Here is a 25,026-nt window from a genome sequence, read left to right as displayed (position 1 = left end):
ATTTCATTTTTATTATTTTTTGTTTCTTATTTTTACTTGATAAGATACATTAGGTTGTATTCCTATAAAATCAAGAAGCTTATAAGATCTTGGATTCTTTATTTTTTTATAAATAAGGCTATTTTTATCATTGATATCTCCAAAAGTAATAGCTTTTGTAGGACAAGAAATACTACAAGCTGTTTCAAATTCTTTGTCTTCTATTGTTCTATTTTCTTTTTTCGCTGTTCCAATCACATATTGTGTTCTTTGAATACATAAAGAACATTTTTCCATAACTCCCCTAGTTCTAACAACTACATCTGGATTTAAAACCATTTTTCCTAAAGAATTGTTCATATTGAAATCAAATTTTTTGTTGTTAGCGTAATCAAACCAATTAAAACGTCTTACTTTATAGGGACAATTATTTGCACAATATCGAGTTCCAACACATCTATTATACGCCATCATATTTTGACCTTGTTTTCCATGAACAGTAGCACCTACTGGACATACTGTTTCACAGGGAGCATACTCACAATGTTGACACATAATAGGTTGAAAAGAAACTTTTACATTATTATTTAATAAATCTTCCTCATTGTTATTACTATTATTAGTATCATTGAGTTTTTTTTGATTTTCATTATTTGAATAATATCTATCTATACGAATCCAATGCATGTCTCTAAATTTTCTAACTTCTTCTTTTCCAACAACAGGAACGTTGTTTTCTGAATGGCATGCTATTACACAAGATCCGCATCCAATACATGCATTTAAATCTATGGACAAATTAAAATGATGTCCACTTTTTTTATTTTCTTCTTTTTTGCTTTGATTTTGATTCCAAATAGAAGATATTTCTTTTAGAGAAATTTTTCCTTTATAAGTGGAAATTTTTTCATCTTCATTCCATACTTCTTTAGGTTTATTTAAGAAAATATTTAAATCTGTTTCTTTAACAATGTTTCTATCTACAGTTGTATTTTGTAATTGAACACAAGCAAATTTATGAGTTTTATCAACTTTTTTTAATTCTATATTTTTTTGTATTATGCAAAATTTTTCGTATATCCTATAAGCATTTTTCCCATTACATAAGGAAGATAGTTTTCCTATTTTTTGCCCATAACCAAAAGCTAATCCTATAGAGCCTATGGCTTGTCCAGGTTGGATTAATACAGGAATATCCTGAATTAAAATTTTATTTTTTCTGATTAAATTAACACAGTTTCCATTTAGAGATCCATCTCCTGTATTCCAGTTTTTTAAATCCATTTTATTTGCGTCAAAATATGACATAGTCAAATAATTATCCCAAGTTGTTCGTGTTATAGGATCTGGAAATTCTTGTAACCAAGGATTATTATATTGAAATCCATCACCTATACCTAATTTTGTATATAATCTTAACTCAAAATTATTTTTGACTTTTCTTTGATTTCGATTAGTTGATATATTAATGTCATTAATATCTTTTTGTATTTCATATGTTTTTTTAAAAATATTTAAATGATTTTTATTAGTAGAAATAGATTCTTTTTTTTTTATTTCTACAAATCCATGAAATAACGCTTCATTGAAAGAAGAAATATTAGATTTAGGAAGAATATTTTTTTCCCAAGTATTTTTCAAAAAATTGTAATAATTATTATATTTCATTTTCCCCCAAATAATTAAAGAATCTTGTAATTGTCTTGTGTCAAAAATTTTTTGAATAGAAGGTTGAATTAATGTAAAAACATTAGTAATTGGATTTGTATCTCCCCAAGATTCTAACCAATGAGGAGTAGGAATTAACACATCCACCATTTGACTAGTATCATCTTTACTCATAGAAAATGAAACTGTCAATGGAACTGTTTTTATGAATTTTTTTATTTTTTTTAAAATGGATAATGGAAAACTATATATGGGATTAGTATTATGGAAAAATAAACATTCTATATTTCCTTTTTCTAAATCTTTTAAAAATCCTTTTAATTCTTGATCATTGCTTTCTTTTGATAAAATATATCTTTCTTTTTGAAAAGAATGGCTATTAATTTTTTGATTAATTAGAAAAGAAAATTCATAAGATTCTTGATCTCCATCTGCAAGAATTACACTTTTAGAACCTACTTCTTTAATTAAAGAAGCTATTTTTTTAACATTTTTATCTTTAGGTTCCTTTTCGAAAAGAATTTTTTGATAAAGTTCAAATAACATTCTTTTAATTTCAGAAGGTTTTTTAGAAATTCTAATATCAGCATTTGCTCCAGAAATACTCATATTACTTTCTATCTGGATATGTTTCATCATTAATTTTCCAGGATTTTTATTTGAAATATAATATTTGCTCATGTTTTCTGGACTCCAGTCTCCTAAAAAATCAGCATCAAAAGATATTATTAGTTTAGATTTTTTTAGATTAAAAAAAGGAAATGCCCGTACTCCAAATATTTTTTCAGATGCATTTAATGCCCCAGAGTATGATATGGCATCATAAACAATCCACTTAGTACTGGGATAAGTTTTTTTAAAATTTTGGATTAATTTTTTAGTAGAAAAACTTGGGAAAGAGGAAGATAGAAAAATAATTTTTTTATTTTTGTTAGAAGAATTTTTTAAATGTCTGATAATATAATCGTCTATTTTTTTCCAAAAAGTTCTCTTACCTTTTAAAAAAGGATACCTTAATCTTTCTTCATCGTAGAGAGATAATAAAGAAGATTGTATTCTAACTGAGGTCGTATTAAAAAATTTTGAGGTAGGATTAGGTTCTATTTTTATAGGACGACCTTCTCTTGTTTTTACTAAAACATTTCCTATATCGAAAGAATCAATCATAGTAGACGCATAATAATTTGGAATACCAAGATTTATAGACTCTGGTTTAACCACGTAAGGAATAGATTGAATAACTGGACCTTTGCAAGCTGCTAAGGTTACTGACGCTGTACTAAATCCTATCCATTTTAGAAAATCTCTTCTAGAAGTTTTTTCTTTAAAAAGATCTTTAATTATATTACTTTTTTTAATAAACTTTTTATTTGATTTCATAATAATTTTAATATAAGATAAGCACTTGTCTTATGTCTTAGTTCTAGTTCTTAGTTAAGTTTATTTTATTTCATTTTTAATAATGGCATTTAGCGCATTCTGTTCCTCCAACCATATCAACGGTTATTTTTTTCTCTTTTTTTATGTTATTTGAAAAATAATTTTTATAGTATTGATTATTAGTATCAATTTCTACATTTCGATGACAAGAAATACACCATTCCATGGTAAAATCATTAGACATTTCTACCTGATCCATTTTTTGAACATCTCCATGGCAAGCCTTACAAACTAAATCAACTTTTTTAAACTTTTTTATCATTTTTTCTCCTGAAACGATGTGTTGAGAATGATCAAAATAGACAAAATCTGGCATATTATGTATTCTAATCCATTGAACTGGATGAGTATTTCCCGAATATTTTCTATTTTCTGGATCCCACCCTACAACATGATAAATTTTTTTTATTTCCTTATCATATTCATCTCTACTTTTTCCTTCTTCCAAATAATCTCCTTGATATTTATCAATGGTGATATGGCAATTCATGCAAACATTTGCTGATGGAATTCCAGATACTTTGCTATATTTTGCGGAAGAATGACAGTATTGACAATCGATTTTATTAATGTCAGAATGAATTTTATGGGAAAAATGAATAGGCTGCTTAGGTTTATATCCTTTATTTACATCTATTTTCATTAAAAAATTCCAAGTTCCATAAACTGTTAGAAATAGTAAAAAACTTACGAAATAAAATAGCAACCTCCATCTTATTTTTTTATTTTTTAGAATTTTCTTGTACAAAAAAAATATTGCAAAATCTCGTTTCTTAAAAACTGGACTTTTAGTTTCACTTAATAAAGAAGTTAAAATTTGGATTCTATATAATATCCAAAGTAATATCAAAGATAAAATAACAAAACAAAAAATAATTAGTTTAATTAAAAATTTTTTTAATTGTTTTTCTTCTGTTATTTCATTTTCATTTTTTTTATTGTGATTATTTTTATTTTTTTCTATTTTTGGATTTTGAATAAAAAATAAGATATCATCTACTTGTTTTTCTGATAATTTAGGAAACAGATTCATTTCTATATTTCCATATTCTTTGTAAATAGCTATAGCATCTTTATCTCCGCTTTCTCGTAAAGATTTATTATTTATAATCCATTTATGTAACCATTCACGACTTCTCTTTTTAGTTATTCCAGACAAAGCAGGTCCTATCATTTTTTTTTCTAATTCCATAGAATGACATGCTGTGCAATTCTTTTTGAAAAGATCTGCTCCAACATTTGCATCTCCTTTTATATTTTCAGATTTGATAGAAAAAATTAAAGAACAGTAAAAAATGGAAATAAAAAATAAAATTTTTTTCATATTAAATAAAAAAATTTGCAATTTTGTGATATTACGATTTTCTAACAGAACAAAATTAGAATAAAAGAGAAAAATTCCATTTTGTTTAGATAAAAAAATTCGTAAATTTCTTTGTGTTAATTTGTTAATCTTTAACTTTGTGACCTATATGTTTAGGGTTTATTTTTCTTTATTGGTTTTTTTTTCATTTTTAACGTTTAATTATTTAAATTCTAAAGAGTTGTATAATATAAAATTTTTAGAAGAGGAACTTTCTAATGGATTACATGTAATCTTTCATCAAGATAACACAAATCCTTTAGTTTCAGTTTCTGTTTTATATCATGTTGGAAGTAAAAATGAAGAACCAGGAAAATCCGGTTTTGCACATTTTTTTGAACATCTTATGTTCGAGGGGTCTAAGAATCTCAAAAAGGGGGAATATTTTAAATATATAGCCTCCAATGGAGGTAAAAATAATGCCTATACAAATAATGATGAAACTTGTTATTATGAAGTTTTACCATCTGATAAACTTCCATTAGCTTTGTGGTTAGAATCTGAGAGAATGCTCCATGCAAAAGTGGATCAAGAAAGCATCAATATACAAAGAGAAGTAATTAAAGAAGAAAGGAAAATGCGAATAGATAATCAACCGTATGTAACAGCTATTTCAGAAATAATTCCTTCTTTATTATTCAAAAAACATCCGTATAAAAACCCTATTATTGGTTTTAACGAAGATTTGGATAGAGCTACAGAAGAAGATTATAAAAATTTTTATAAAAAATATTATGTTCCAAACAATGCTATTTTAGTTATATCAGGAGATTTTGATATGGATGAAGCAAGGAGTTTAGTAAAAAAGTATTTTTCTTCTATTCCAAAAGGGGAAAAAAATTTTGAAATGGAAACAATAATAGAAGATCCTATCCAAAAAGAAATATTATATACACATGTGGATAAAAATACTGAAGTTCCTGGAGTATTTTTGTCATATAGAGTTCCTAAAATGACAAATAAAGATTCTTATATATTACAAATTATAGATCATGTATTATCATCCGGAGAAAGTTCTCGTATTATGAAAAATGTAGTTACTTTAAAACAAGAAGCTTCTTATGCAGGTTCTTTTTTTGAAACAATGGAGGATTATGGAATATTCATTATATATGGAATTGTTAATCCTGGAGTTACTTTAGATCAACTAACTAAAACTATAGATCATGAAATTGAAATGCTAAAAGAAAAAGGTATAACAAAATATGAATTGGAGAAACAAAGAAATTTTTTTGAAAAAAAATTTCTATCTGATAATTATTACATGAGTGGAATAGCAGAAAATTTATCTCATTATCATTTATATTTCAAGGATACAAATTTAATTAATACTGATATAAATAAATATTATGAAATAACTGAAAATGATATAAAAAGAGTTGCTAATAAATATTTAAACAAAAATAATAGAGTTCGTTTATACAATGTTCCGGATAAAAAATAAATTTTTAAGAAAAATCATTTTTACTATAATAATTTTTTTTCAAACAACAGTTATGTTTTCTGACAATGTTAATCGTAATAAGCCGCCAAAATCTTTAAATAGAAAAATTTCTATAAATATTAAAAATCCTGAATTTTTTCAGATGAAAAATGGATTAAAAGTTTTGGTTTCAGAAAATCATAAACTACCTTTGGTTAGAGTTACTCTGGAATTGGATTGTGATCCTTTTTTAGAGAAGGATAAAGCTGGAATAAAGAAAGTTTTTGGACAAATGTTACGTTCAGGAACAAAAAATTATTCTAAGAAAAAATTAGACGAAATAATTGATTATCTAGGAATTAGTTTATATACTTCTTTTTTTGAAACATCTATTTCTACTTTGAAAAAAAATTTAGATAAATCTATTTTTATAGTAAGTGATATTTTAATGAATAGCAAATTTGATAATTCCAAAGAATTAGAAAAAATAATTAAGCAAAGAATTGTAGATATTGATCTTTCGGAAAAGGATCCTAGTGCTATTTTACAAAGAGTAAGAAATGTTCTATATTTTGGAAAGGATCATCCTTATGGTGAGTATGAAACATATGATACAATAAAAAACATAACTCTTAATGATTTAAAAAAATTGTACAATAAATATTATGTTCCAAATATGTTTTATCTTTCATTTGTAGGTGATATTTCCAAAAAAGAAGCAAAAAAATTGTGTGATTTATATTTTTCTAAATGGGAAAAAAAATCAGACATTTCTGATAGTTTTGATACTCCACCAATTAAGAAAGAATTTGTTGTTCCTACTGAAACAGAAATTGATATAGTGGACGTTCCATCTTTAACGCAATCTACTATTTGTTTTGGAGGACCTGTTTGTTTAAGGAAAAATGATCCGATATATTTTTCTTCTGTTATAGCAAATGGAATATTAGGTGGTGGAGCTCAAAGTCGATTATTTTTAAATCTTAGAGAAAGAAAAGCATATACATATGGGGCTTATTCCGTTTTAAAACATGACAAAAATATTGGATATTTTTCAGTTTATACTCAAGTTAGAAATAACGTTACAGAAAAAGCTATTAGAGATATTTTGAAAGAAATTGTAGAAATAAAGAATCATAAAGTTTCTTATGACGAATTAAATATTAAAAAAAATGAGATAATTGGACAATTTATTCTTGATTTAGAAGATCCAAGTAGGATTGGTGATCTTTTTATATGTGAATTGAAAAATAATTTACCAAATGGATTTTATAAAGATTATTTAAATAAGATACAATCTGTATCTGTAGAAGATGTATATCAGTCATGTAAAAAATTTTTTTCTATTAGAAATGGTAGAATTATAATTATTGGAAAAGCTGATGATATACTACCTAAAATAAAAGAATTAGGATATCCTATTCGTTATTTTGATCAATTTGGATCGTTTTTAAAAGATGAAAAATGAATGAAAAATTTTCTTTAGAGGAAAAGATTATTTCCGTATTGAAAAATATATATGATCCAGAAATTCCGGTAGATATTTATGAATTGGGACTTATTTATGATATTCAAATTTCTAGTGAAAAAGAAGTTAAAATAGTTATGACTTTAACCACACCGAATTGTCCAGTAGTAGATAGTTTACCTTTAGAAATAAAAAATAAAGTAAAATCCTTAAAAGAAATAAAAAATGTAGATGTGATTTTAACATTTGATCCTCCTTGGAGTAGAGAATTTATGAGTGAAGAAGCTCGTTTGGAACTAGGTTTATTATAATAAATTTTTTAAAGTATGAATATTTTTAGTTTATTGTTTTATGGGATATTAATTCTTTTAGTTTTATCTCTTCTTTCCAGTTTTGTTTTTATAGTTAATCAAGAAACTGCTGTGATTATTGAAAGAATGGGAAAATTTCATAGCATTCGTTATGCTGGATTAAATTTCAAGATTCCAATTTTAGATAGTATAGTAGGAAAACTAACTTTGAAAATTCAACAATTAGATATTTTAGTGGATACAAAAACCAAAGATAACGTTTTTGTAAAGGTTAAAATATCGGTTCAATTTAAAGTAATTAAAGATAAAGTTTATGAAGCTTTTTATAAGTTAGATAATTCCCATGCTCAAATTACCTCTTATATTTTTGATGTTGTTAGGGCAGAAGTACCTAAAATGCGTTTAGATGATGTTTTTGAAAGGAAAGATCATATTGCTCTTGTAGTAAAAGGAGAGTTAAAAGGATCTATGTTAAATTATGGATATTCCATTATAAAAGCATTAGTAACGGATCTTGATCCAGATGAACAAGTTAAACAAGCAATGAATCGTATTAATACAGCTGAAAGAGAAAAAGTAGCAGCTGAATATCAAGCAGAAGCTGAAAGGATCAAAATTGTTGCTAAGGCAAAAGCGGAAGCTGAAAGTAAAAAATTGCAAGGAATAGGAACTGCTGATCAACGTAGAGAGATTGCTAGAGGTATATTAGAATCTGTTGAAGTATTAAATAATGTAGGAATAAATTCACAAGAAGCTTCTGCTTTAATAGTGGTTACACAACATTATGATACTCTTCAAGCTATGGGAGAAGGAAGTAATACTAATTTAATTTTATTACCTAATTCACCGGGATCAGCTAGTGAAATGTTGAATAATATGATCACTTCATTTAACATTTCTAATCAAATTGGAGAAACACTTAAAAAAAAGAATAATAATAGCAAAAAAAATAAATAGTAAAATTCCATGGAAATTATAGGAAGAGTGAAAAAAATATTCAAATCTCAGAAATTTGATAGTGGATTTAGAAAAAGGGAAATTGTTCTTACCACTGAAGAGCCATACCCTCAAAATATATTAATTGAATTTATTCAAGACAAAGTAGATTTACTAGAAAATATAAATATAAAAGATAAAATAAAAGTTTTTATAAATATTAGGGGGCGGGAGTGGACTAATCCTGAAGGACTAATTAAATATTTTAATTCTATCCAAGGATGGAAAATAGAAGATTTTTCTTCACCAAGTTCTTCTAGAAAAACATCTTCTGTATCTTCATCTTTATCATCTGATGATTTTGATGATTTACCTTTCTAATCTAAATTTATTAGGATAACAAATTATTTTTTAATAATTTTTGGTAGATTATATCTTCATTTACCTTCCAATTTTTGGAAGGAGAATATCGTTTTGCGTAAGATATAATTTGGAGATGTAATTTTTTCCAATTTTTTTTATTGAAAATTTTTTTTGCATCTTTTTCCGTTTTTTCTACATTTTTTCCATCACTTAATTTCCAACGAATCATCATTCTACGAATATGAGTATCTATAGGAAATACAGGTTTTTTTGATACAAAAGATAAAAAAACAGATGCTGTCTTTCTCCCTACTCCAGGTAAATATTTTAACTTTGAGAAATCTTTAGGAATTATACAATTATACTTATTTATTAAAATGATAGATAAGTCATAAATATTTTTCGATTTTTTATTATGGAGACCTATATTTTTTATAATATTTTTTAATCTATCAACAGATATTTTAAAAATATCCTTAGGATGGTTTATTATTTTAAATAAATATTTTGTTGTTCTATTTACCGTTTTTTCTTTACTTCTCGCGGTAAGTATTATGGCTATTAATAAAGTATATTCATTGGTGTAATATAAGGTACTGATTGGATTTGGGTATAAAGAATCTAGTATAGATTCAATTATTTTTCTTTTTATTAAAAAAAAACTCATTTATTATTTATTATGAATAAATGTTTCCACTTTATTGTTTTCTTTGTTCATTCTTAATGAGATTATATCACCTTTTTTTAATTTTTCATTTATTATGCATTCTGATATAGGATTCTTAATAAATTTTTCTATTACCTTTTTTAAAGGACGAGCTCCATATTCATGATCGAATCCTTTTTCTTGAACAAATTTCTGTACTTCAGGATACAAATTTAATTGATATCCTAAATTAGATACATGGATTATTATTTTTTCTAATTCTATAGAAGTTATTTTAGAAATATCTTTTCGTGTTAAAGAGTTAAAAATGATAACGTCGTCTATTCTATTTAAAAATTCCGGAGAAAAAGTCTTTTTTAAAGATTGCTCAAGAATATTTTTAACATAATCATTTGATTTTCTTGATTTAGTGTAAAATCCAATTCCTCTACCAAATTCTTTTAGTTGTTGTGTTCCTGCATTTGAAGTAAAGATAATTATAGTATTTTTAAAATTTATTTTCCTTCCAACACTGTCTGTTATACTTCCGTAATCTAATATTTGCAATAATATATTAAATACTTCATGATGTGCTTTTTCAATTTCATCCAATAATATTACAGAATAAGGTTTACGCCGTATAATTTCTGTTAATTGACCTCCTTCTTCATAACCTACATAACCTGGAGGAGCTCCTATTAATCTAGAAACAGAAAATTTTTCCATATATTCACTCATATCTATACGAACTAATGACTCTTCTGAGTCAAATAATTCTTTAGAAAAAACTTTAGCTAAATAAGTTTTTCCAACTCCTGTTTGTCCTAAAAAAATAAAGGAACCTATGGGAGAGTTAGGATCTTTTAATCCAGTTCTATTTCTTTGAACTGCTTTTACTATTTTTTCTACTGCTTCATTTTGTCCTATTATTTTTTCTTTTAGTATATTTACCATTTTATTTAACTTCCTCATTTCAGCTTGAGCTATTCTTTTTACTGGGACTTCACTCATCATGGAGACTACTTCTTCAATATTTTCTTCGGATACAATTTCTTTATTTTCTTTAGAAGATTTTTCCCAGTTTTTTTGAGCTTTTATTAATTGTTTTTCTATACGTTTTTCTGTATCACGAAAACGTGCAGCTTCTTCATACTTTTGACTTTTTACAACTTTAGATTTTTCTTTACGTACATTTTCTAATTCTTTTTCTAAAATTATTATTTCTTGAGGAACTTTTATGTTTTTTATGTGTACACGAGATCCTGCTTCATCTAAAGCATCAATAGCTTTGTCTGGTAAATATCGATCTACAATATATCGTACAGTAAGGTTTACACAAGCCTTTATAGCTTCTTCTGTGTAAAGAACATTATGATGATTCTCATATTTTCCTTTTATTTCTTTCAAAATTTCTATAGTTTCTTCTTCAGAAGAGGGATGTACTATAATTTTTTGAAATCTTCTTTCTAAAGCTCCGTCTTTCTCTATATATTGTCGATACTCATTAAGTGTAGTAGCCCCAATACATTGAATATATCCTCTTGCTAAAGCAGGTTTGAATATGTTAGAAGCATCTAATGACCCTGTCGTTCCTCCAGCTCCAATCATTGTATGAATCTCGTCTATAAAAAGTATTAATCCAGTATTTTTTTCTGATTCGTTTATAATTGCTTTCATTCTTTCTTCGAATTGTCCTCTATATTTAGTTCCGGCAACTAAGCTTGCTAAATCTAATACAATTACTCTTTTATTATACAAAGCCCTAGAAACTTTTTTTTGAACAATACGAAGAGCAAGTCCTTCAGCAATAGCTGATTTTCCAACTCCTGGTTCTCCTACTAATAAAGGATTATTTTTTTTTCTTCTACTCAAAATTTGAGAAACTCGTTCTACTTCTTTATCCCTTCCGACTAAAGGATCTAACTTCCCTTCCATTGCTATAGCATTTAAATCTCTTCCAAAATTATCTAAAATAGGAGTTTTGCTTCTTATTGAAGTTCCTCCATAGTATCCACCACCAGAACTAGTTCCACTACCTTCAGAAGATCCAGGTCCGTAAGAAGAAGTAGAAGAACTATTATCATTTTCGATATCTTCATCTGCTGAATAAGCAGAAAACGAAAAGAATTTTTTTCTACTGTTTGATGAGTAATAATGAATCATAAATTAAAATTTATAAAAAAGATAAAAAATCTTGTGAATTTTATTGAAAAATATATAAGTTTTCATATAAAAATTTTAACACAACTCATAAAAACATAATATTATGAATATATAAATAGTTGAGTTAATTATAATAATTATCATTATTATTATGACCGGAAAAAGGTATTTTTAAATCTAATCGCTTTATTAATGTCTCTATTAATTTATTTTTCTGATACAAAAAATTATATTTTTCTATTTGGGATTCTTTAATATTTTTCTTTATGATTTTAAATCCAAAATTTGGATTATTTAGTTTTTTCTGAAAAAATTTCTCAAAATTTTTTTGAATTAAAAAAAAAATTTTATCATTTAATTTGCAAGGAATTATTATTAATATTTCATTTTTTATAATTTGAAATTGTGTTTCCTTTTTTAGGAAATCTAAATAAATAGAACTTATTTTTTCAGTGTTCATATTTTCTGAAAATTCTTGAATAAACTTGATCCAATTTTTTTTCAAAAAATGAATTTTTTCATTTTCTTGAACAGTGCTAAATTTTTTTTCTTGATTTATTTCTTCTATTTTCCTAGTTTTATTATTAGGATTATTTTGTTTTTTATTAATAGAAAAGAAATATGATAATTGAATTAAGTTTATTTCTATTGTTAATCTAAAATTTTCTTTATAAAACCTGTATTCGTTTTCTAAATGATGACAAACATTTAAAGCATGAATTAAAAAAAATAAGGGAATTTTTTTAGACTGATTAATATAAGATTGGATTATTTCTTTTTTAAATTTTAAAATAGAAATTGTTTCATAATTTTTAGATAAAAATAAATCTCTAAAATGTTTAGTTAATCCAAATAAAAAATTTGAATAATTATTCTTTTGATGTAATATTTTATTTAATAGAATTAATATTTTGCTAATATTTTCATTTAAAATATGATTTACTATTTCAAAATAGTATTTTATATTAAAAATATTTAGTTTATTTATTATAAACTCTTTGGATATTTCTTTTCCATTAATTGATATTAGTTTATCAAATAGATTAATTCCTTTTTTGAGTGATCCTTTAGCTTGTTGAGAAAGAATTAATAAAGATTCATTTTCTATTTTTATGTTTTCCTTTTCCGAAATCATTTTTAGATGAAAAAAAATTTTTTTTACAGAAATATTTTCAAACTCAAAAATTTGACAATATGGAAGAATAAATTCTGGAACTATTTTTTCTTCTACTACACAAAAAATAAATAATATATGTGGATTTTTTTCTTCTATAAAATGGAAAAATAAATTCAAAATTTCTTGATTGAAATTTTGTAGATTATTAATAATAAATATATTATATTTTCCATTTTTTGGAAGTAATCTAGATTGATTAATTATTTTATAAATCCATTTTAAAGAAAAATTAAATACTCCATTAATTTCAAATATGTTAGAAGAAAAATCTTTTTTTTCATCATAAAAAGAATTTAATTCATTTGCTAAAATATGTGCACACACATTTTTCCCTACCCCTTTTGGTCCTAGAAAAAGAATAACTTGAGATAACAAATTATTTTCTATTGCATTTTTTAAAGAAATAGAAATTTTTTCTTGTCCTATTAATTCATTCCATTTAATTGGTTTATATTTATTAGATAAAGCAATTTTTTCATAAAAAAATTTTTTCATAAATAAATATCCATATTATCTTTTTACTACCTTCAAAAGGTCTTTAATTTTATTAGAAGCATCTTCTAAAGTCTCAGTAAAATAAATAGGAAGTAGGCTTTCCTGAAGAATTTTTTTCGCTGTTTTTTCATTTGTTCCTTGTAAACGAATAATTACCGGAATATTTTTAATATTGTCCTTATTAATTTTATAATATGAATTAATAATTCCTTTTGCTACTGTATCACAACGGACTATTCCTCCAAATATATTAACCAATATTATTTTAACATATTTATCTTTTAAAAGAATGGAAAAAGCTTTTTCTACACGTTTTTTATCAGCAGATCCTCCTATATCTAGGAAATTTGCTGGATCTCCCCCACAAAATTTAATCATATCCATAGTAGCCATAGCTAATCCTGCACCATTTACCATACATCCTACATTTCCTTCTAATTTTAGAAAGTTTAAATTAGCTTCATTAGCTTCTTTTTCAAGAGATAAACCTTTTTGTTCTTGATTATTATTAATATTATTAATGAAATATTTTTTCTGACGGAACAACGAATTATCGTCCAATACAACCTTTATGTCTACAGGAATTATTTTATTGTCAAATGTTTTTATTAAAGGATTTATTTCAAATAATAAAGCATCACAATTTTTATAAGCTGAATAAACGGAAATTAAAAAAGAACTAAAATTTTTTAATGAATTATTATCTATTCCCAAATTAAAAGCAATTTTTCTAGTTTGAAATAATTGTAATCCTAATATTGGATCTATTTTTTCTGTGTATACTTTTTCTGGACTATTTTTTGAAATATCTTCTATATTAACTCCTCCTTCTTTAGAATAAAGAATGATATTTTTTTCTATATCTCGATTAACAAATATTGATAAATAATACTCAACTGGATTTTTTTCGTAAAAATAAATATCTTCTGATAACAAAATTTTTTTAACTAATTCTCCTTTTTTTGAGGTTTGTGGAGTTACTAAAAATTTTCCTAGTATATTTTTTGATTTTTCATAAACTTCATCTAAACTTTTTGCAGATTGAATACCACCAGATTTACCACGTCCACCTGCATGTATTTGAGCTTTTATTATCAAAGATTTTTTTCCAGTTTTTTGAAAAATAATTTTTGCTGCTTCTACAGCCTCTTCTGGAGAAGAAGAAAGTATTCCATATGGAACTGAAATTGAAAAAGAGTTCAATATTTCTCTACCTTGGTATTCGTGTAAATTCATTGAAAATAATTTATTAAGTATAAATTTATACTTTTATACTAAAATTCATTTATTTTTGGAATTTTTATTTAATTTAAATTTTGATGTTGTGTTAATTTATCAGAAAAAAATAAATAATTGAAAAACTCAGAATATTAAGTTTGCAAAGGTAATGATTCAAGCTGAAAATATTTATAAATCCTTTGGGAAGGATGAAATTATTAAAGGAGTTAATCTTTTCATAAAAAAAGGAAATATAGTTTGCATTTTAGGGGAATCTGGATCGGGAAAAAGTACTCTTTTACAAATATTAGGAACTTTAGAAAAACCTACTATAAAAAAAAAAATAAAAACAATATTAAAAATTGATGGAAAAGAAATATTATCACTTTCAGATAGAAATCTTTCTATTTTAAGAAATCAAACAATAGGTTTTATTTTTCAAACACCCAATCTCCTTCCTGAATTTACTGCATTAGAAAATGTATGTTTACCAGGTTTTATTAGGAATAATAATAAAAAGTATGTCGTAAAAAAAGCAGAATTTTTATTGAAAAAATTAAATATTTCTAAATATAAAAATTCAAAACCAGAAGAGTTATCTGGTGGTCAACAACAGAGATTATCTGTAGCAAGATCTTTAATTAATAATCCTAAGGTTATTTTTGCAGATGAACCTTCTGGAAATTTAGATAAAAAAAACGCTGATAAGTTGCATAATTTGTTTGTTCTTTTAAATAAGGAATTAAAAAAGACTTTTTTAATTGTTACTCATAATTTACAATTAGCAAATATGGCTAATATAAAATTGAAAATAAAAAATGGAAAAGTCTATAAAATAAAAAAATAAAATATTTTATGTTTTTAAAAAATCAACTTTCTATCAAACATATTACAAATACTGATGAAATTAGTAGTAATAATGAAAATATTCTTTTTTTAATGATTCATGGCTATAGAAGTAATGAAAAAGATCTTTTTTTTTTCAAAAAGGATCTTCCTAAAAATTTTTTTATAATTAGTATTCAAGGAATTTATCCTCTTGGAAAAGAGGAATATTCTTGGTATGACATTGATTTTTCTAATGAAAAAAAATTTATTAATATTTCACAGGCAAAAAAAACTATTGATAAGATATCTTTTTTTATAAATGAAGCAATTAAAGAATATCAATTAAAAGAAGATCAAGTTTGGATATGTGGATTTAGTCAAGGAGCTATTTTAAGCTATTCTATTGCATTTAAACATCCTGATAAAATAAAAAAAATTATTTCTCTAAGTGGATATTTAGAAAAAAAACTTTTACCAGAAAAAATGAATTCCAATCATTATTCAAATTTAGAATTTTTCATATCTCATGGAAAGTATGATACAATAATTCCTGTAAATTGGATAAAAAAAGGATTAAAATTTCTTAAAGAAAATAAAATTATTGTAGAATATAAAGAATATGAATCTGGGCATACTTTAAATAGTACGAATTACCAAGATATTATAAATTGGATTAATAAAAAAATATATTAATTCTAACAAAAAAAATAATAATAATTTATGAGCAAATTTTCAAAAATAGTATTATTCTTATTGATTTTTTTTGCATCTTTTTTATTTTTTCTTAATAAAAATTATTTATTAGGAACTTTTTTACTTTTATTCAGTCTTATTCCTATTTTTTTCATTTTTAGAAATGAATTCTTATTATTAGCTTTTTTAAAAGTCAATAAAAAAGACATGAATGGATTAGAAAAATATTTAGGATATGTAAAAAATCCTAAATCACAACTTACTAAAAATCAAATGGCTTATTATTATTTTTTAAATGGAATTTTGCATTCAGAAAAAAATATTCTTAAATCAGAAAATTATATGCAAAAAGCCTTAGATTTTGGATTAAAATTTAAACAAAATATAGCTATCGCAAAATTAAATTTGGCAATAGCATCACTGTCAAAAGGAGATAAAAAAAAAGCCAATATTTTATTATTGGAAGCAAAAAAAATAGATACTTATGGGTTACTACATAATCAAATTAAAGTAATAAAAATACAAATGAAAAAAATGAATATGGGGAATAGAAATCAACAAAATCCCTATATTAGAAAGTCATAAATGTACAATCCATACTCTCTTATTGAAAAATCCTCCTTTTTTAGAAATTTTCTGATATTCATATTTTTTTATCAATCCAGAAAAAGGTTTATTATCAATTGTTTTAAATAAATTTTTATTTTTTTAGATTGATCTCCTCCTTAAAAAAAATTTGTTTTATTTGTTTGTTTTTCACAACGAAGTTTTATTTTTTTTAGAATAGGATGTACAAGGTAAATATCTTTTGTTTATGATTGAATAAAATTCGGATAAAGATTTAAATCATCGGAAGTTGTCAAAGGAGAAATAATTGGAATGTTTTTTTAATTTTAGCAATTTTTTCTAAAGAAGAATGAAAAAGAAAAAAAGATCCTATAATAGAATCTATTCTTAGATAGATTCTATGAATTCGTAAAGTTTATTATTCTTTCTTTTTCATTTTTAGTATCAAAAACTTGGACATTAATTTTCTTTATCTTTAAAAAAATCCAAAAAACTTTTAGTAAAAATAAAAAGTATTTTCACTTAGTTTTTTTTTCATAATTTGTTTTTTCTTCTTTATATGGAATTAAAAAACAAAGGTAACATAAACAATATGTTAATAGGATTCTCTGTATAATTATAATTTTTTTCTAAAAATCGGTTATTAACATAATAATTATTATTTGCTATTTTTGGAATAAATAAAGTAAAAACGAAAAAAATATAATAAAAATATATTTCATATAATTTTTTTATAATTCTAATATTTTTGGAATATTTTTTTCATTTCCTCCCATTAAAAATTTTATAGGATTTTCTATTGATTCTTTGATAGATACTAAAAATCCAACAGATTCTCTACCATCAATTATTCTATGATCATAAGACAAAGCTAAATACATAATAGGACGTATTTCAATAATTCTTCCATTAATTACCTTCGGTCTTTCCATAATTTTATGCATTCCTAATATTGCACTTTGTGGAGGATTTATAATTGGAGTCGATAACATAGATCCAAAAACTCCTCCATTAGTAATTGTAAAAGTTCCTCCTGTCATTTCATCTATTGATATTGTCCCATTTTGAACACGCATTGATAAATTGTTAATTATTTGTTCTATTCCACGAAATGAATAATTTTCTGCGTTTCTTATAACAGGGACCATTAAACCTTTAGGTCCAGATATTGCTATACTAATGTCACAATATTCAAAATTAATTTTTTCACTTCCGTCTTCACTAATCATGGCATTAATATCTGGATATATTTTCAGTGCTCTAACACAAGAAATAGTAAAAAAAGACATGAATCCCAAATTCACTCCATGTTTTTCTTTAAAAAGATCCTTATATTTTTTTCTTATAAGAAAGACCTCTTTCATATCAACTTCATTAAATGTAGTCAATGTAGCTGTTTTATTTTTTATAGATACTAATCTTTCAGAGATTTTTCTTCTTAAAGAAGAAAGTGGAGTTGTTGTTTTTGAACGATACATTGGAACAGATCTATTTACAGTAGTAGTAGAAAAAGGAAGAGAAATCTTTTTTTCTTCGAAAAGAAGACAATCTGATTTTGTAATCCTTCCATCTTTTCCTGTTCCTTTAATAGACTCTATAGGAATATTTTTTTCTTTTATAATTTTTTTAGAGGCTGGAGAAAAAATTTTTGTTTTTTCGTAAGAAAACTCTTTTTTATTATTTTGTTCATCATTTTTTTGATGAAGATTAATTTCTTTTTTATAGACTTTTTTAGAAGTATCAATAAGGCATAAAACATCTCCAACTTTAATTTTATCTCCTTTCTTTGCTATTAAAGTAATTATTCCATTTTCTTCAGCAGAAATTTCTAAAGTAGCTTTATCTGAATCTACTTCAGTTATTATTTGACCTTTATAAACATAATCTCCATCTTTAACAAGCCATGTGGAAATTTCCATTTCCGTGATTGATTCTCCTGGAGAAGGAGCTTTTACCTTTTTTATCATAATTAAAATGTTTTAATATTACAAAATCAAAAAAAAGCCTTTTCTAATATTTTATTTTGAATTTCTAAAAAATCTAGATAAGATCCTGTAGATGGGCTAGAGTTTTCAGAAGGAGAAACTAAATGGAATGATATTACATTTCCCAACTTTCTTAAAATGAAACTCCATAATCCCATATTTTCTGGTTCTTCTTGAACCCAAAAAATTTTTCTTTTATTTTTGTATTTATTAATTAATTCTTTAATCCTATCTATTTTTAACGGATAAATTTGTTCTATTCGAATTAATGCAGTTTTTTCATCTTTTATGGACTCTTTTTTATTAAGCAAATCGTAATATATTTTTCCGGAACAAAAAATTAATCTAGTTATATCATTAACATTTTTTACTAAAGGATCATCTAAAATTTCTTGAAACTTTCCTTCAGAAAGATCTTTTATTGGGGATAAACATTTTGGATTTCTAAGTAAACTTTTTGGAGTAAAAACTATAAGAGGTTTTCTATATTTTAATTTTATTTGTCTTCTTAAGAGATGATAAAAATTGGATGGAGTAGTACAATTTACTACGAATAAATTATTTTTAGCACAAAGTTGTAAATAACGTTCTATTCGTGCAGAAGAATGTTCTGGTCCTTGACCTTCATATCCATGAGGAAGAAGTAATACTATTCCATTTCTAATTTTCCATTTATTTTCTCCAGAAGAAATATATTGATCTATTATAATTTGACCTCCATTTCCAAAATCTCCAAACTGAGCTTCCCATAAAGTTAAAACATAAGGTGAACACATAGCGTATCCATAATCAAAACCCAATATTCCATATTCTGATAAAGGTGAATTATAAATTTGCATTTTTCCTTGTCCAATTTTTATGTTATTCAAAAGAATAAACTCTTCTTCCTCTTCTTCTGTTTTTATAACAGAATGTCGTTGAGAAAATGTTCCTCTTGCTACATCTTCTCCTGATAAACGAATGTTAATACCTTCATTTAAAATTGTTCCGTAAGCCAATAACTCAGCCATACTCCAATCAACTATTTGTTGATTAATCATTTTTAATCTATTTTGAAAAATAGACTCCGTTTTTTTGAAAAATCTTTTGTTTTTTGGAAGAGAAAATATTTTTTTAGATATTTCTATAATTTTTTTTATAGGAACTCTAGTATTTACTAAATGAAAAATTTCTTTATCGTTAGAAACTATTGGAAAATTTTTCCAATCTTCTTCCAAAAAAGAATTTAAAATATTCCATTTAATACTTTTTGTTTCAAGGTATCCTTTATTTATAATTTTTTCATATTCTCTTTCCATATTAGTTATATCGTCATTACTAATGATTTTTTCTCCTTTTAATTTCTTTTTGTATAATTCATAAGAATTGATGTGTTTAGAAATTATTTTATATAAAGAAGGTTGAGTGAATCTAGGTTCATCTCCTTCATTATGCCCATATTTTCTATATCCGAGACAATCTATAAAAACATCTTCATGATATTTCATTCTAAAATCTATAGCAAAATAAATAGCGTGGATAACAGATTCTATATCATCTGCATTGACATGTAATACTGGAGAAAGAATAACCTTTGCAATATCGGTGCAATAAATACTAGATCGAGCTTCATTATAATTTGTAGTAAATCCTATTTGATTATTAAGAACAATATGAATCGTACCTCCAGTTGTATATCCTTTTAATTTAGAAAATTGAATAACTTCATAAACTATTCCCTGTCCTGCTAGTGCTGCATCACCATGAATTAAAATAGGAACAATCTGATTTGAATTACTTTTTTGGTTATAGATGATATCTATTTTTGCACGTGTAATTCCTTCTACAATGGCATTTATAGATTCTAAATGTGAAGGATTGGGAACTAAATTCAATTTAATATATTGTCCTTTACGAGTTTTTATAGTATTGGAAAATCCAAGATGATATTTCACATCGCTAGAAAAATTTTTTTCTTTATATCCTTTTCCTTGAAATTCGTTAAATATTTGATAGTAAGGTTTTTTAAAGAAATTTGCAAGAATATTTAAACGACCTCTATGTGACATACCAATCACAAATTCTTTTGTCAAATATTTTCTAGAAGCATATTCTGCCATTTCTTCTAATCCAGGTAATATTGATTCATTTCCTTCTATAGAAAATCTCTTATGTCCCACAAATTTAGTATGAATAAAATTTTCAAATGCAACTGCTTGGTTTAATTTTTTCAAAAAAAATTTTTTTTCTTTAGAAGCAAATTTCATTTTTTCTTTTTGAAACCATTTTTCAACCCATTGAATCTTTTCAGGATTATCCATATGCATATATTCTATTCCTATGGAACCGCAATAAATTTTTTTTAGATAATTAATTATATTTCTTAATGAATTATTTCCAATACCTATTAGTTTCCCAGAATCAAAAAATGTATCAAGTTCTTTATCAGACAATCCAAAATTTTCTAAATCTAAAGAAGGATAATATTTTCTTCTTTCTCGTATAGGATTTGTATTAGCAAATAAATGACCTCTATTTCTATAGGCTTGAATTAAATTAAATACTAAAAATTCTTTAGAAAAATCGTTTTTTCCATTAATAGCAAAACTTTTTTTATAATTATTCTTTGATTTATCAACGTTATCATAGTTTTCTTTTCCAAAATCAAAACCTTTAAAAAAAGCGCTCCAACTAGACTCTATTGAGTTAGGATCTTTTTTATACTTATTGTATAATAATTCTAATTCTTTAGAATGAATAGTATTTAGAAAAGAATATCTATCATTCATAAATTGTTTTTTATTTTAAATTTAAACATTTTAAATATCTGTCAAAGTTTATCTGATTTTTTATATTTTTTACATCTTTTAAAATCAAATTCAACCCATTTTTATCAGATCCTATAGCTGTAGCAAAAGAAGAATTTCCCCAATATTTTCCATGTATAAAAGATGAAATTTTACATATTATTTTATGAGCATGAATATTGTATTTTTGAATTAAAGAATTTGAAATAGATATAAAAATAACTGGTTTTTCTTTTTCTATAAATCCAATAATCATAAATAAATTAGATACTTCGTTTCTTAAACCTAAAACTGTTCTTTTAATAAGATTTATATCTAATTTATTTTCCTGAAAAGGATCAATATCATATATATAATTAATTGAAGACAATTCAATTATATTTGATAAATATTTTTTTTTTAAAATTCTCATTTGTTGAGAGTGGACTTCTGATATTTTTTTCTTTAATTCTTTATTATAATTTTGCAAAATTATAAAACTTTTCAAAGGAGATTCTGGATATTTTATAATTTTTTTCAAAGATTGATATTGTTCATGAATTGATTTTAAATATCGTATTGCTCTTTCTGAAGTAACAGCTTTAATTCTTCGTATACCATAAGAAACAGAAGATTCTGATAATATTTTGAAAACATGGATTAATCCAGTATGTTTGACATGAGTTCCAATACATAATTCGGATGATTTTCCAAAAGTTATTACTCGTATTTCTTGTTTCGATTTATTTTCGAATGTTTCGCTTTTATAAAAAGAAATATTTTTTTCAGCTTCTTGTAATGAAGAAAATCTTCTTTCCTTTAAAAAAAGATTAGAAAAAATTAATTCTTGAACAAGGTTTTCTATTTGGTTTAATTCTTTAATAGTTATTTTTTGATAATGAGAAAAATCAAATCTTAAATATTCATTTCCTACATAGGACCCTTTTTGTTGAATATGACTTCCTAAAATTTTTTTCAAAGAAAAGTGTAACAAATGAGTAGAAGTATGGTTTTTTTCAATTTCTAATCTTCTCTTTTTATCAATTATAGCCACAAAAGGAGAATAAACATTTAAAGGTAATTTTTCAGCATAATGAATAATAATAGAATTTTCTTTTTTTGTATTAAAAATACAAACCTCATCAGTTTCATTTTTTATAATCCCAACATCTCCTAATTGTCCACCTCCTTCTGGATAAAAAGGAGTTTTTGAAAAAATTAATTCGTAATAATGATTTTTTTTTAATTTATTTTCTACTTTTCTATATTTTACAATTAATATATCACATTTTATGACATCATATCCTACAAAATTTGCATTATCTTGAAAAAATTGATGATTATGAACCTTTATCCAATCTTTTTTTTCTATAGTCTCATTTTCTTTTTTAGATCTGTTTCTTTGTTCTAATAATTTTTTTAAAAAAAGTTTTTCATCAATTAATAAATTATTTTTTTCGATTAACATTTTAGACAATTTTATAGGAAATCCATAAGTATCATATAATTTAAAAATAGTTTTTCCATCAACAATATTTTCATTTTTTTCTTTAGCTTTTCTTATGATATGTTGAATTTTACGATTACCTTTTTCAATAACTCTTAAAAAAGAAAGTTCTTCTTCATGGATTACATTTTTTATGTATTCTTTTTTTTCCCATAATTCTGGAAAAGAACTTTTCATATTTTTTACCAGTATATTTACAAATTGGTAAATGAAAGGTTCTTTTTTACTCAAGAAAGAGTTTGCATAAATTATAGCTCTTCTAAGAATTTTTCTTATAACATAACCGGCACCGTTATTTGATGGCAAAAGTCCATCTGAAATAGAAAATGTTAAAGATCTTAAATGATCTGCTATTATATGTATAGATACCTTATGGTGAAAATCTTTTTTATAATTTTTCCCTAAAGATTCTTTTATATTTTGAATAATTGGATAGAAGATATCAGTCTCATAACTAGAAATTTTTCCCTGTAATACTATACATAATCTTTCTAATCCCATTCCTGTATCAATATGTTTTGTTGGAAGTATTTCTAATGATCCGTCAGATTTACGCAAAAATTCTATAAAAACAAGATTCCAGATTTCTATGACTTTTGGATGATTTTTATTAATAAGATTTTTTCCATGTAACGTTTTTTTTTCTTTTTCAGTACGTAAATCTATGTGTATTTCTGAACTTGGACCACAAGGCCCTGTCAACCCCATTTCCCAAAAATTTTCTTTTTTTCCAAAAAAAAGAATATGATCTTCATTTATTAACGTTTTCCAACATTGAAAAGTTTCATTATCCATAGACAATTCTTCTTTTTTATCTCCAATGAAAACGGATACATAGATATTTTCCTTAGGAATTTTGTAAACTTTAATTAATAATTCCCAAGCCCATTCTATTGCTTCTTTTCTTGAATAATCTCCAAAAGACCAATTTCCCAACATTTCAAACATAGTGTGATGATAATTATCATATCCTACATTTTCTAGATCATTGTGTTTTCCAGTTACTCTTAAACATTTTTGAATATTTACTATTCTTGAATAATCTGGTTGGATATGCCCTAAAAAATAATCCTTAAAAGGATTCATTCCTGCATTAATAAAAAAGAGTGTAGGATCGTTTTTTGAATGGATAGGAAATGAAGGAACCACTTTATGTTTTTTTTCTTTAAAAAAACTGAGAAAAGAATCTCTTATTGATTTATACTTCATAATATACTATATTTATGAATTATTTTTATAATAATATTTAGGAGATTGTTCTATAGCATCCATAATTTTTTCCATTATTTTCTCAGTAGTATCTTTTTTTAAATCTAATTGAATGGGTTTTTTAAATTCCATTTTTTGTAATACACCTTTTTTTTTAATTTTAATTCTTTTTTTATCATAAGCTTTTTGAAATCCATCTATTACAATAGGAACAACAATAGGATTATATTTTCTAATAACATGAACAATTCCTCTTCTTCCTGGAGCGAATGCTTGGGTTGTTCCTTGTGGAAAAGTAATTAACCATCCATCATTAAGGGCTATTCCCATGCGAGTGATTTCAGATATATTATTTACAGAACTATCTCCTTTTTTTTCTCCTTTTTTCCATGTTCTTTTAACAGTAATTCCTCCGGAATAAGTAAATAATTTTGTCAAAAAACTTTTTTCCATAGTTTCTTGAGCTGCTACATAATACAAATTAACTTTTGGATTTAATAAATAAATAGGATTTTTTATAATACTATTTATGAATCCGTTTTTTACACTGCAAAAAACATGAAACATAGCAAAAACATCCGCAAAATAAGTTTGATGGTTCGAAACAAAAAGAACTTTTTTATCTGGTAAATCCTTAATATATTCTGTGCCTATTAGTTGTAATTGATTAAATCCATCATAACGATTATAAGAAATGCATCCGAAAGTAAAAATTAAAAATCGTTTTATAAAATGAAAATTTCCAAACGCATCTCTAAACAGATTACTTTTTTTTTCGTCAACTTTTTTTTTTTTTCTTAGAAAGAATGAGTAAAGATTCAC

Annotated in this window: 18 protein-coding genes; 8 read left to right on the top strand and 10 right to left on the bottom strand. The window is 24.6% G+C overall.

Annotation, left to right across the window (positions count from 1 at the left end):
- Positions 1–12: 12 nt before the first annotated feature.
- Both H0H51_RS00280 and H0H51_RS00275 read right to left on the bottom strand, forming a co-directional pair.
- Complete coding sequence (locus tag H0H51_RS00280; RefSeq protein WP_185876885.1) at positions 13–3,027, bottom strand: 4Fe-4S dicluster domain-containing protein; 3,015 nt, start codon at positions 3,025–3,027, stop codon at positions 13–15.
- A 76-nt stretch (positions 3,028–3,103) separates the two neighbouring features.
- Positions 3,104–4,411 carry a c-type cytochrome gene (locus H0H51_RS00275; protein ID WP_185876884.1) on the bottom strand — a complete coding sequence of 436 codons (1,308 nt, stop codon included), beginning with the start codon at positions 4,409–4,411 and terminating at the stop codon, positions 3,104–3,106.
- A gap of 148 nt (positions 4,412–4,559) precedes the next feature.
- On the opposite strand from H0H51_RS00275, the gene H0H51_RS00270 reads away from it, so the two are divergent.
- From H0H51_RS00270 to H0H51_RS00250, 5 genes are read left to right on the top strand one after another with little or no spacing between them, the layout of a single operon-like run.
- Positions 4,560–5,894 carry a M16 family metallopeptidase gene (locus H0H51_RS00270; protein ID WP_185876883.1) on the top strand — a complete coding sequence of 445 codons (1,335 nt, stop codon included), beginning with the start codon at positions 4,560–4,562 and terminating at the stop codon, positions 5,892–5,894.
- A 52-nt stretch (positions 5,895–5,946) separates the two neighbouring features.
- Positions 5,947–7,341, top strand: a complete 1,395-nt coding sequence (locus tag H0H51_RS00265; protein WP_317168664.1) for a M16 family metallopeptidase — start codon at positions 5,947–5,949, stop codon at positions 7,339–7,341.
- Positions 7,338–7,652, top strand: a complete 315-nt coding sequence (locus H0H51_RS00260) for an iron-sulfur cluster assembly protein (RefSeq protein WP_185876881.1) — start codon at positions 7,338–7,340, stop codon at positions 7,650–7,652. Before H0H51_RS00265 ends, H0H51_RS00260 begins: the two co-directional genes overlap by 4 nt.
- 15 nt (positions 7,653–7,667) lie before the next feature.
- Complete coding sequence (locus tag H0H51_RS00255; RefSeq protein ID WP_185876880.1) at positions 7,668–8,609, top strand: SPFH domain-containing protein; 942 nt, start codon at positions 7,668–7,670, stop codon at positions 8,607–8,609.
- Positions 8,610–8,618: 9 nt separating this feature from the next.
- Positions 8,619–8,969: a DUF3127 domain-containing protein gene (locus H0H51_RS00250; protein ID WP_185876879.1), complete on the top strand. Its 351-nt coding sequence runs from the start codon at positions 8,619–8,621 to the stop codon at positions 8,967–8,969.
- 10 nt (positions 8,970–8,979) lie between these two features.
- Here H0H51_RS00250 and H0H51_RS00245 read toward each other — a convergent pair whose 3' ends face one another.
- The 4 genes from H0H51_RS00245 to sucC form a co-directional block, all read right to left on the bottom strand.
- A complete protein-coding gene (locus H0H51_RS00245) occupies positions 8,980–9,618 on the bottom strand; it encodes an endonuclease III domain-containing protein (protein WP_185876878.1) in 639 nt (212 codons plus the stop codon).
- Positions 9,619–9,621: 3 nt separating this feature from the next.
- A complete protein-coding gene (locus H0H51_RS00240) occupies positions 9,622–11,760 on the bottom strand; it encodes an ATP-dependent Clp protease ATP-binding subunit (protein WP_185876877.1) in 2,139 nt (712 codons plus the stop codon).
- Positions 11,761–11,884: 124 nt separating this feature from the next.
- Complete coding sequence (locus tag H0H51_RS00235) at positions 11,885–13,432, bottom strand: hypothetical protein (RefSeq protein WP_185876876.1); 1,548 nt, start codon at positions 13,430–13,432, stop codon at positions 11,885–11,887.
- Positions 13,433–13,447: 15 nt separating this feature from the next.
- Positions 13,448–14,668 carry an ADP-forming succinate--CoA ligase subunit beta gene (gene sucC / locus H0H51_RS00230; protein ID WP_185876875.1) on the bottom strand — a complete coding sequence of 407 codons (1,221 nt, stop codon included), beginning with the start codon at positions 14,666–14,668 and terminating at the stop codon, positions 13,448–13,450.
- A 151-nt stretch (positions 14,669–14,819) separates the two neighbouring features.
- On the opposite strand from sucC, the gene H0H51_RS00225 reads away from it, so the two are divergent.
- Genes H0H51_RS00225 through H0H51_RS00215 form a run of 3 tightly spaced genes read left to right on the top strand, consistent with a single transcriptional unit; the run spans position 14,820 to position 16,756 of the window.
- Positions 14,820–15,497, top strand: coding sequence for an ABC transporter ATP-binding protein (locus H0H51_RS00225; protein ID WP_185876874.1), 678 nt, complete (start codon positions 14,820–14,822; stop codon positions 15,495–15,497).
- Positions 15,498–15,505: 8 nt separating this feature from the next.
- Positions 15,506–16,171, top strand: a complete 666-nt coding sequence (locus H0H51_RS00220; protein ID WP_185876873.1) for an alpha/beta hydrolase — start codon at positions 15,506–15,508, stop codon at positions 16,169–16,171.
- 27 nt (positions 16,172–16,198) lie between these two features.
- Positions 16,199–16,756, top strand: a complete 558-nt coding sequence (locus H0H51_RS00215; protein ID WP_185876872.1) for a hypothetical protein — start codon at positions 16,199–16,201, stop codon at positions 16,754–16,756.
- Positions 16,757–17,469: 713 nt separating this feature from the next.
- Here H0H51_RS00215 and odhB read toward each other — a convergent pair.
- The 4 genes from odhB to H0H51_RS00195 are packed head-to-tail and all read right to left on the bottom strand — an operon-like array spanning position 17,470 to position 25,026.
- Positions 17,470–18,705 carry a 2-oxoglutarate dehydrogenase complex dihydrolipoyllysine-residue succinyltransferase gene (odhB, locus tag H0H51_RS00210; RefSeq protein ID WP_185876871.1) on the bottom strand — a complete coding sequence of 412 codons (1,236 nt, stop codon included), beginning with the start codon at positions 18,703–18,705 and terminating at the stop codon, positions 17,470–17,472.
- A gap of 26 nt (positions 18,706–18,731) precedes the next feature.
- The gene (locus H0H51_RS00205; RefSeq protein ID WP_185876870.1) at positions 18,732–21,491 is read right to left on the bottom strand and encodes a 2-oxoglutarate dehydrogenase E1 component; all 2,760 of its coding nucleotides are present in this window, start codon (positions 21,489–21,491) and stop codon (positions 18,732–18,734) included.
- A gap of 10 nt (positions 21,492–21,501) precedes the next feature.
- Complete coding sequence (gene alaS / locus H0H51_RS00200) at positions 21,502–24,204, bottom strand: alanine--tRNA ligase (protein WP_185876869.1); 2,703 nt, start codon at positions 24,202–24,204, stop codon at positions 21,502–21,504.
- 12 nt (positions 24,205–24,216) lie between these two features.
- Positions 24,217–25,026, bottom strand: coding sequence for a lysophospholipid acyltransferase family protein (locus tag H0H51_RS00195; protein ID WP_185876868.1), 810 nt, complete (start codon positions 25,024–25,026; stop codon positions 24,217–24,219).

It is taken from the genome of Blattabacterium cuenoti (assembly GCF_014251995.1).
In the GTDB taxonomy this organism is placed as follows: Bacteria; Bacteroidota; Bacteroidia; order Flavobacteriales; family Blattabacteriaceae; genus Blattabacterium; species Blattabacterium cuenoti_AE.
Note: the sequence above shows the minus strand (reverse complement) of the source record. Positions and strands in the feature narration are given on the sequence as shown.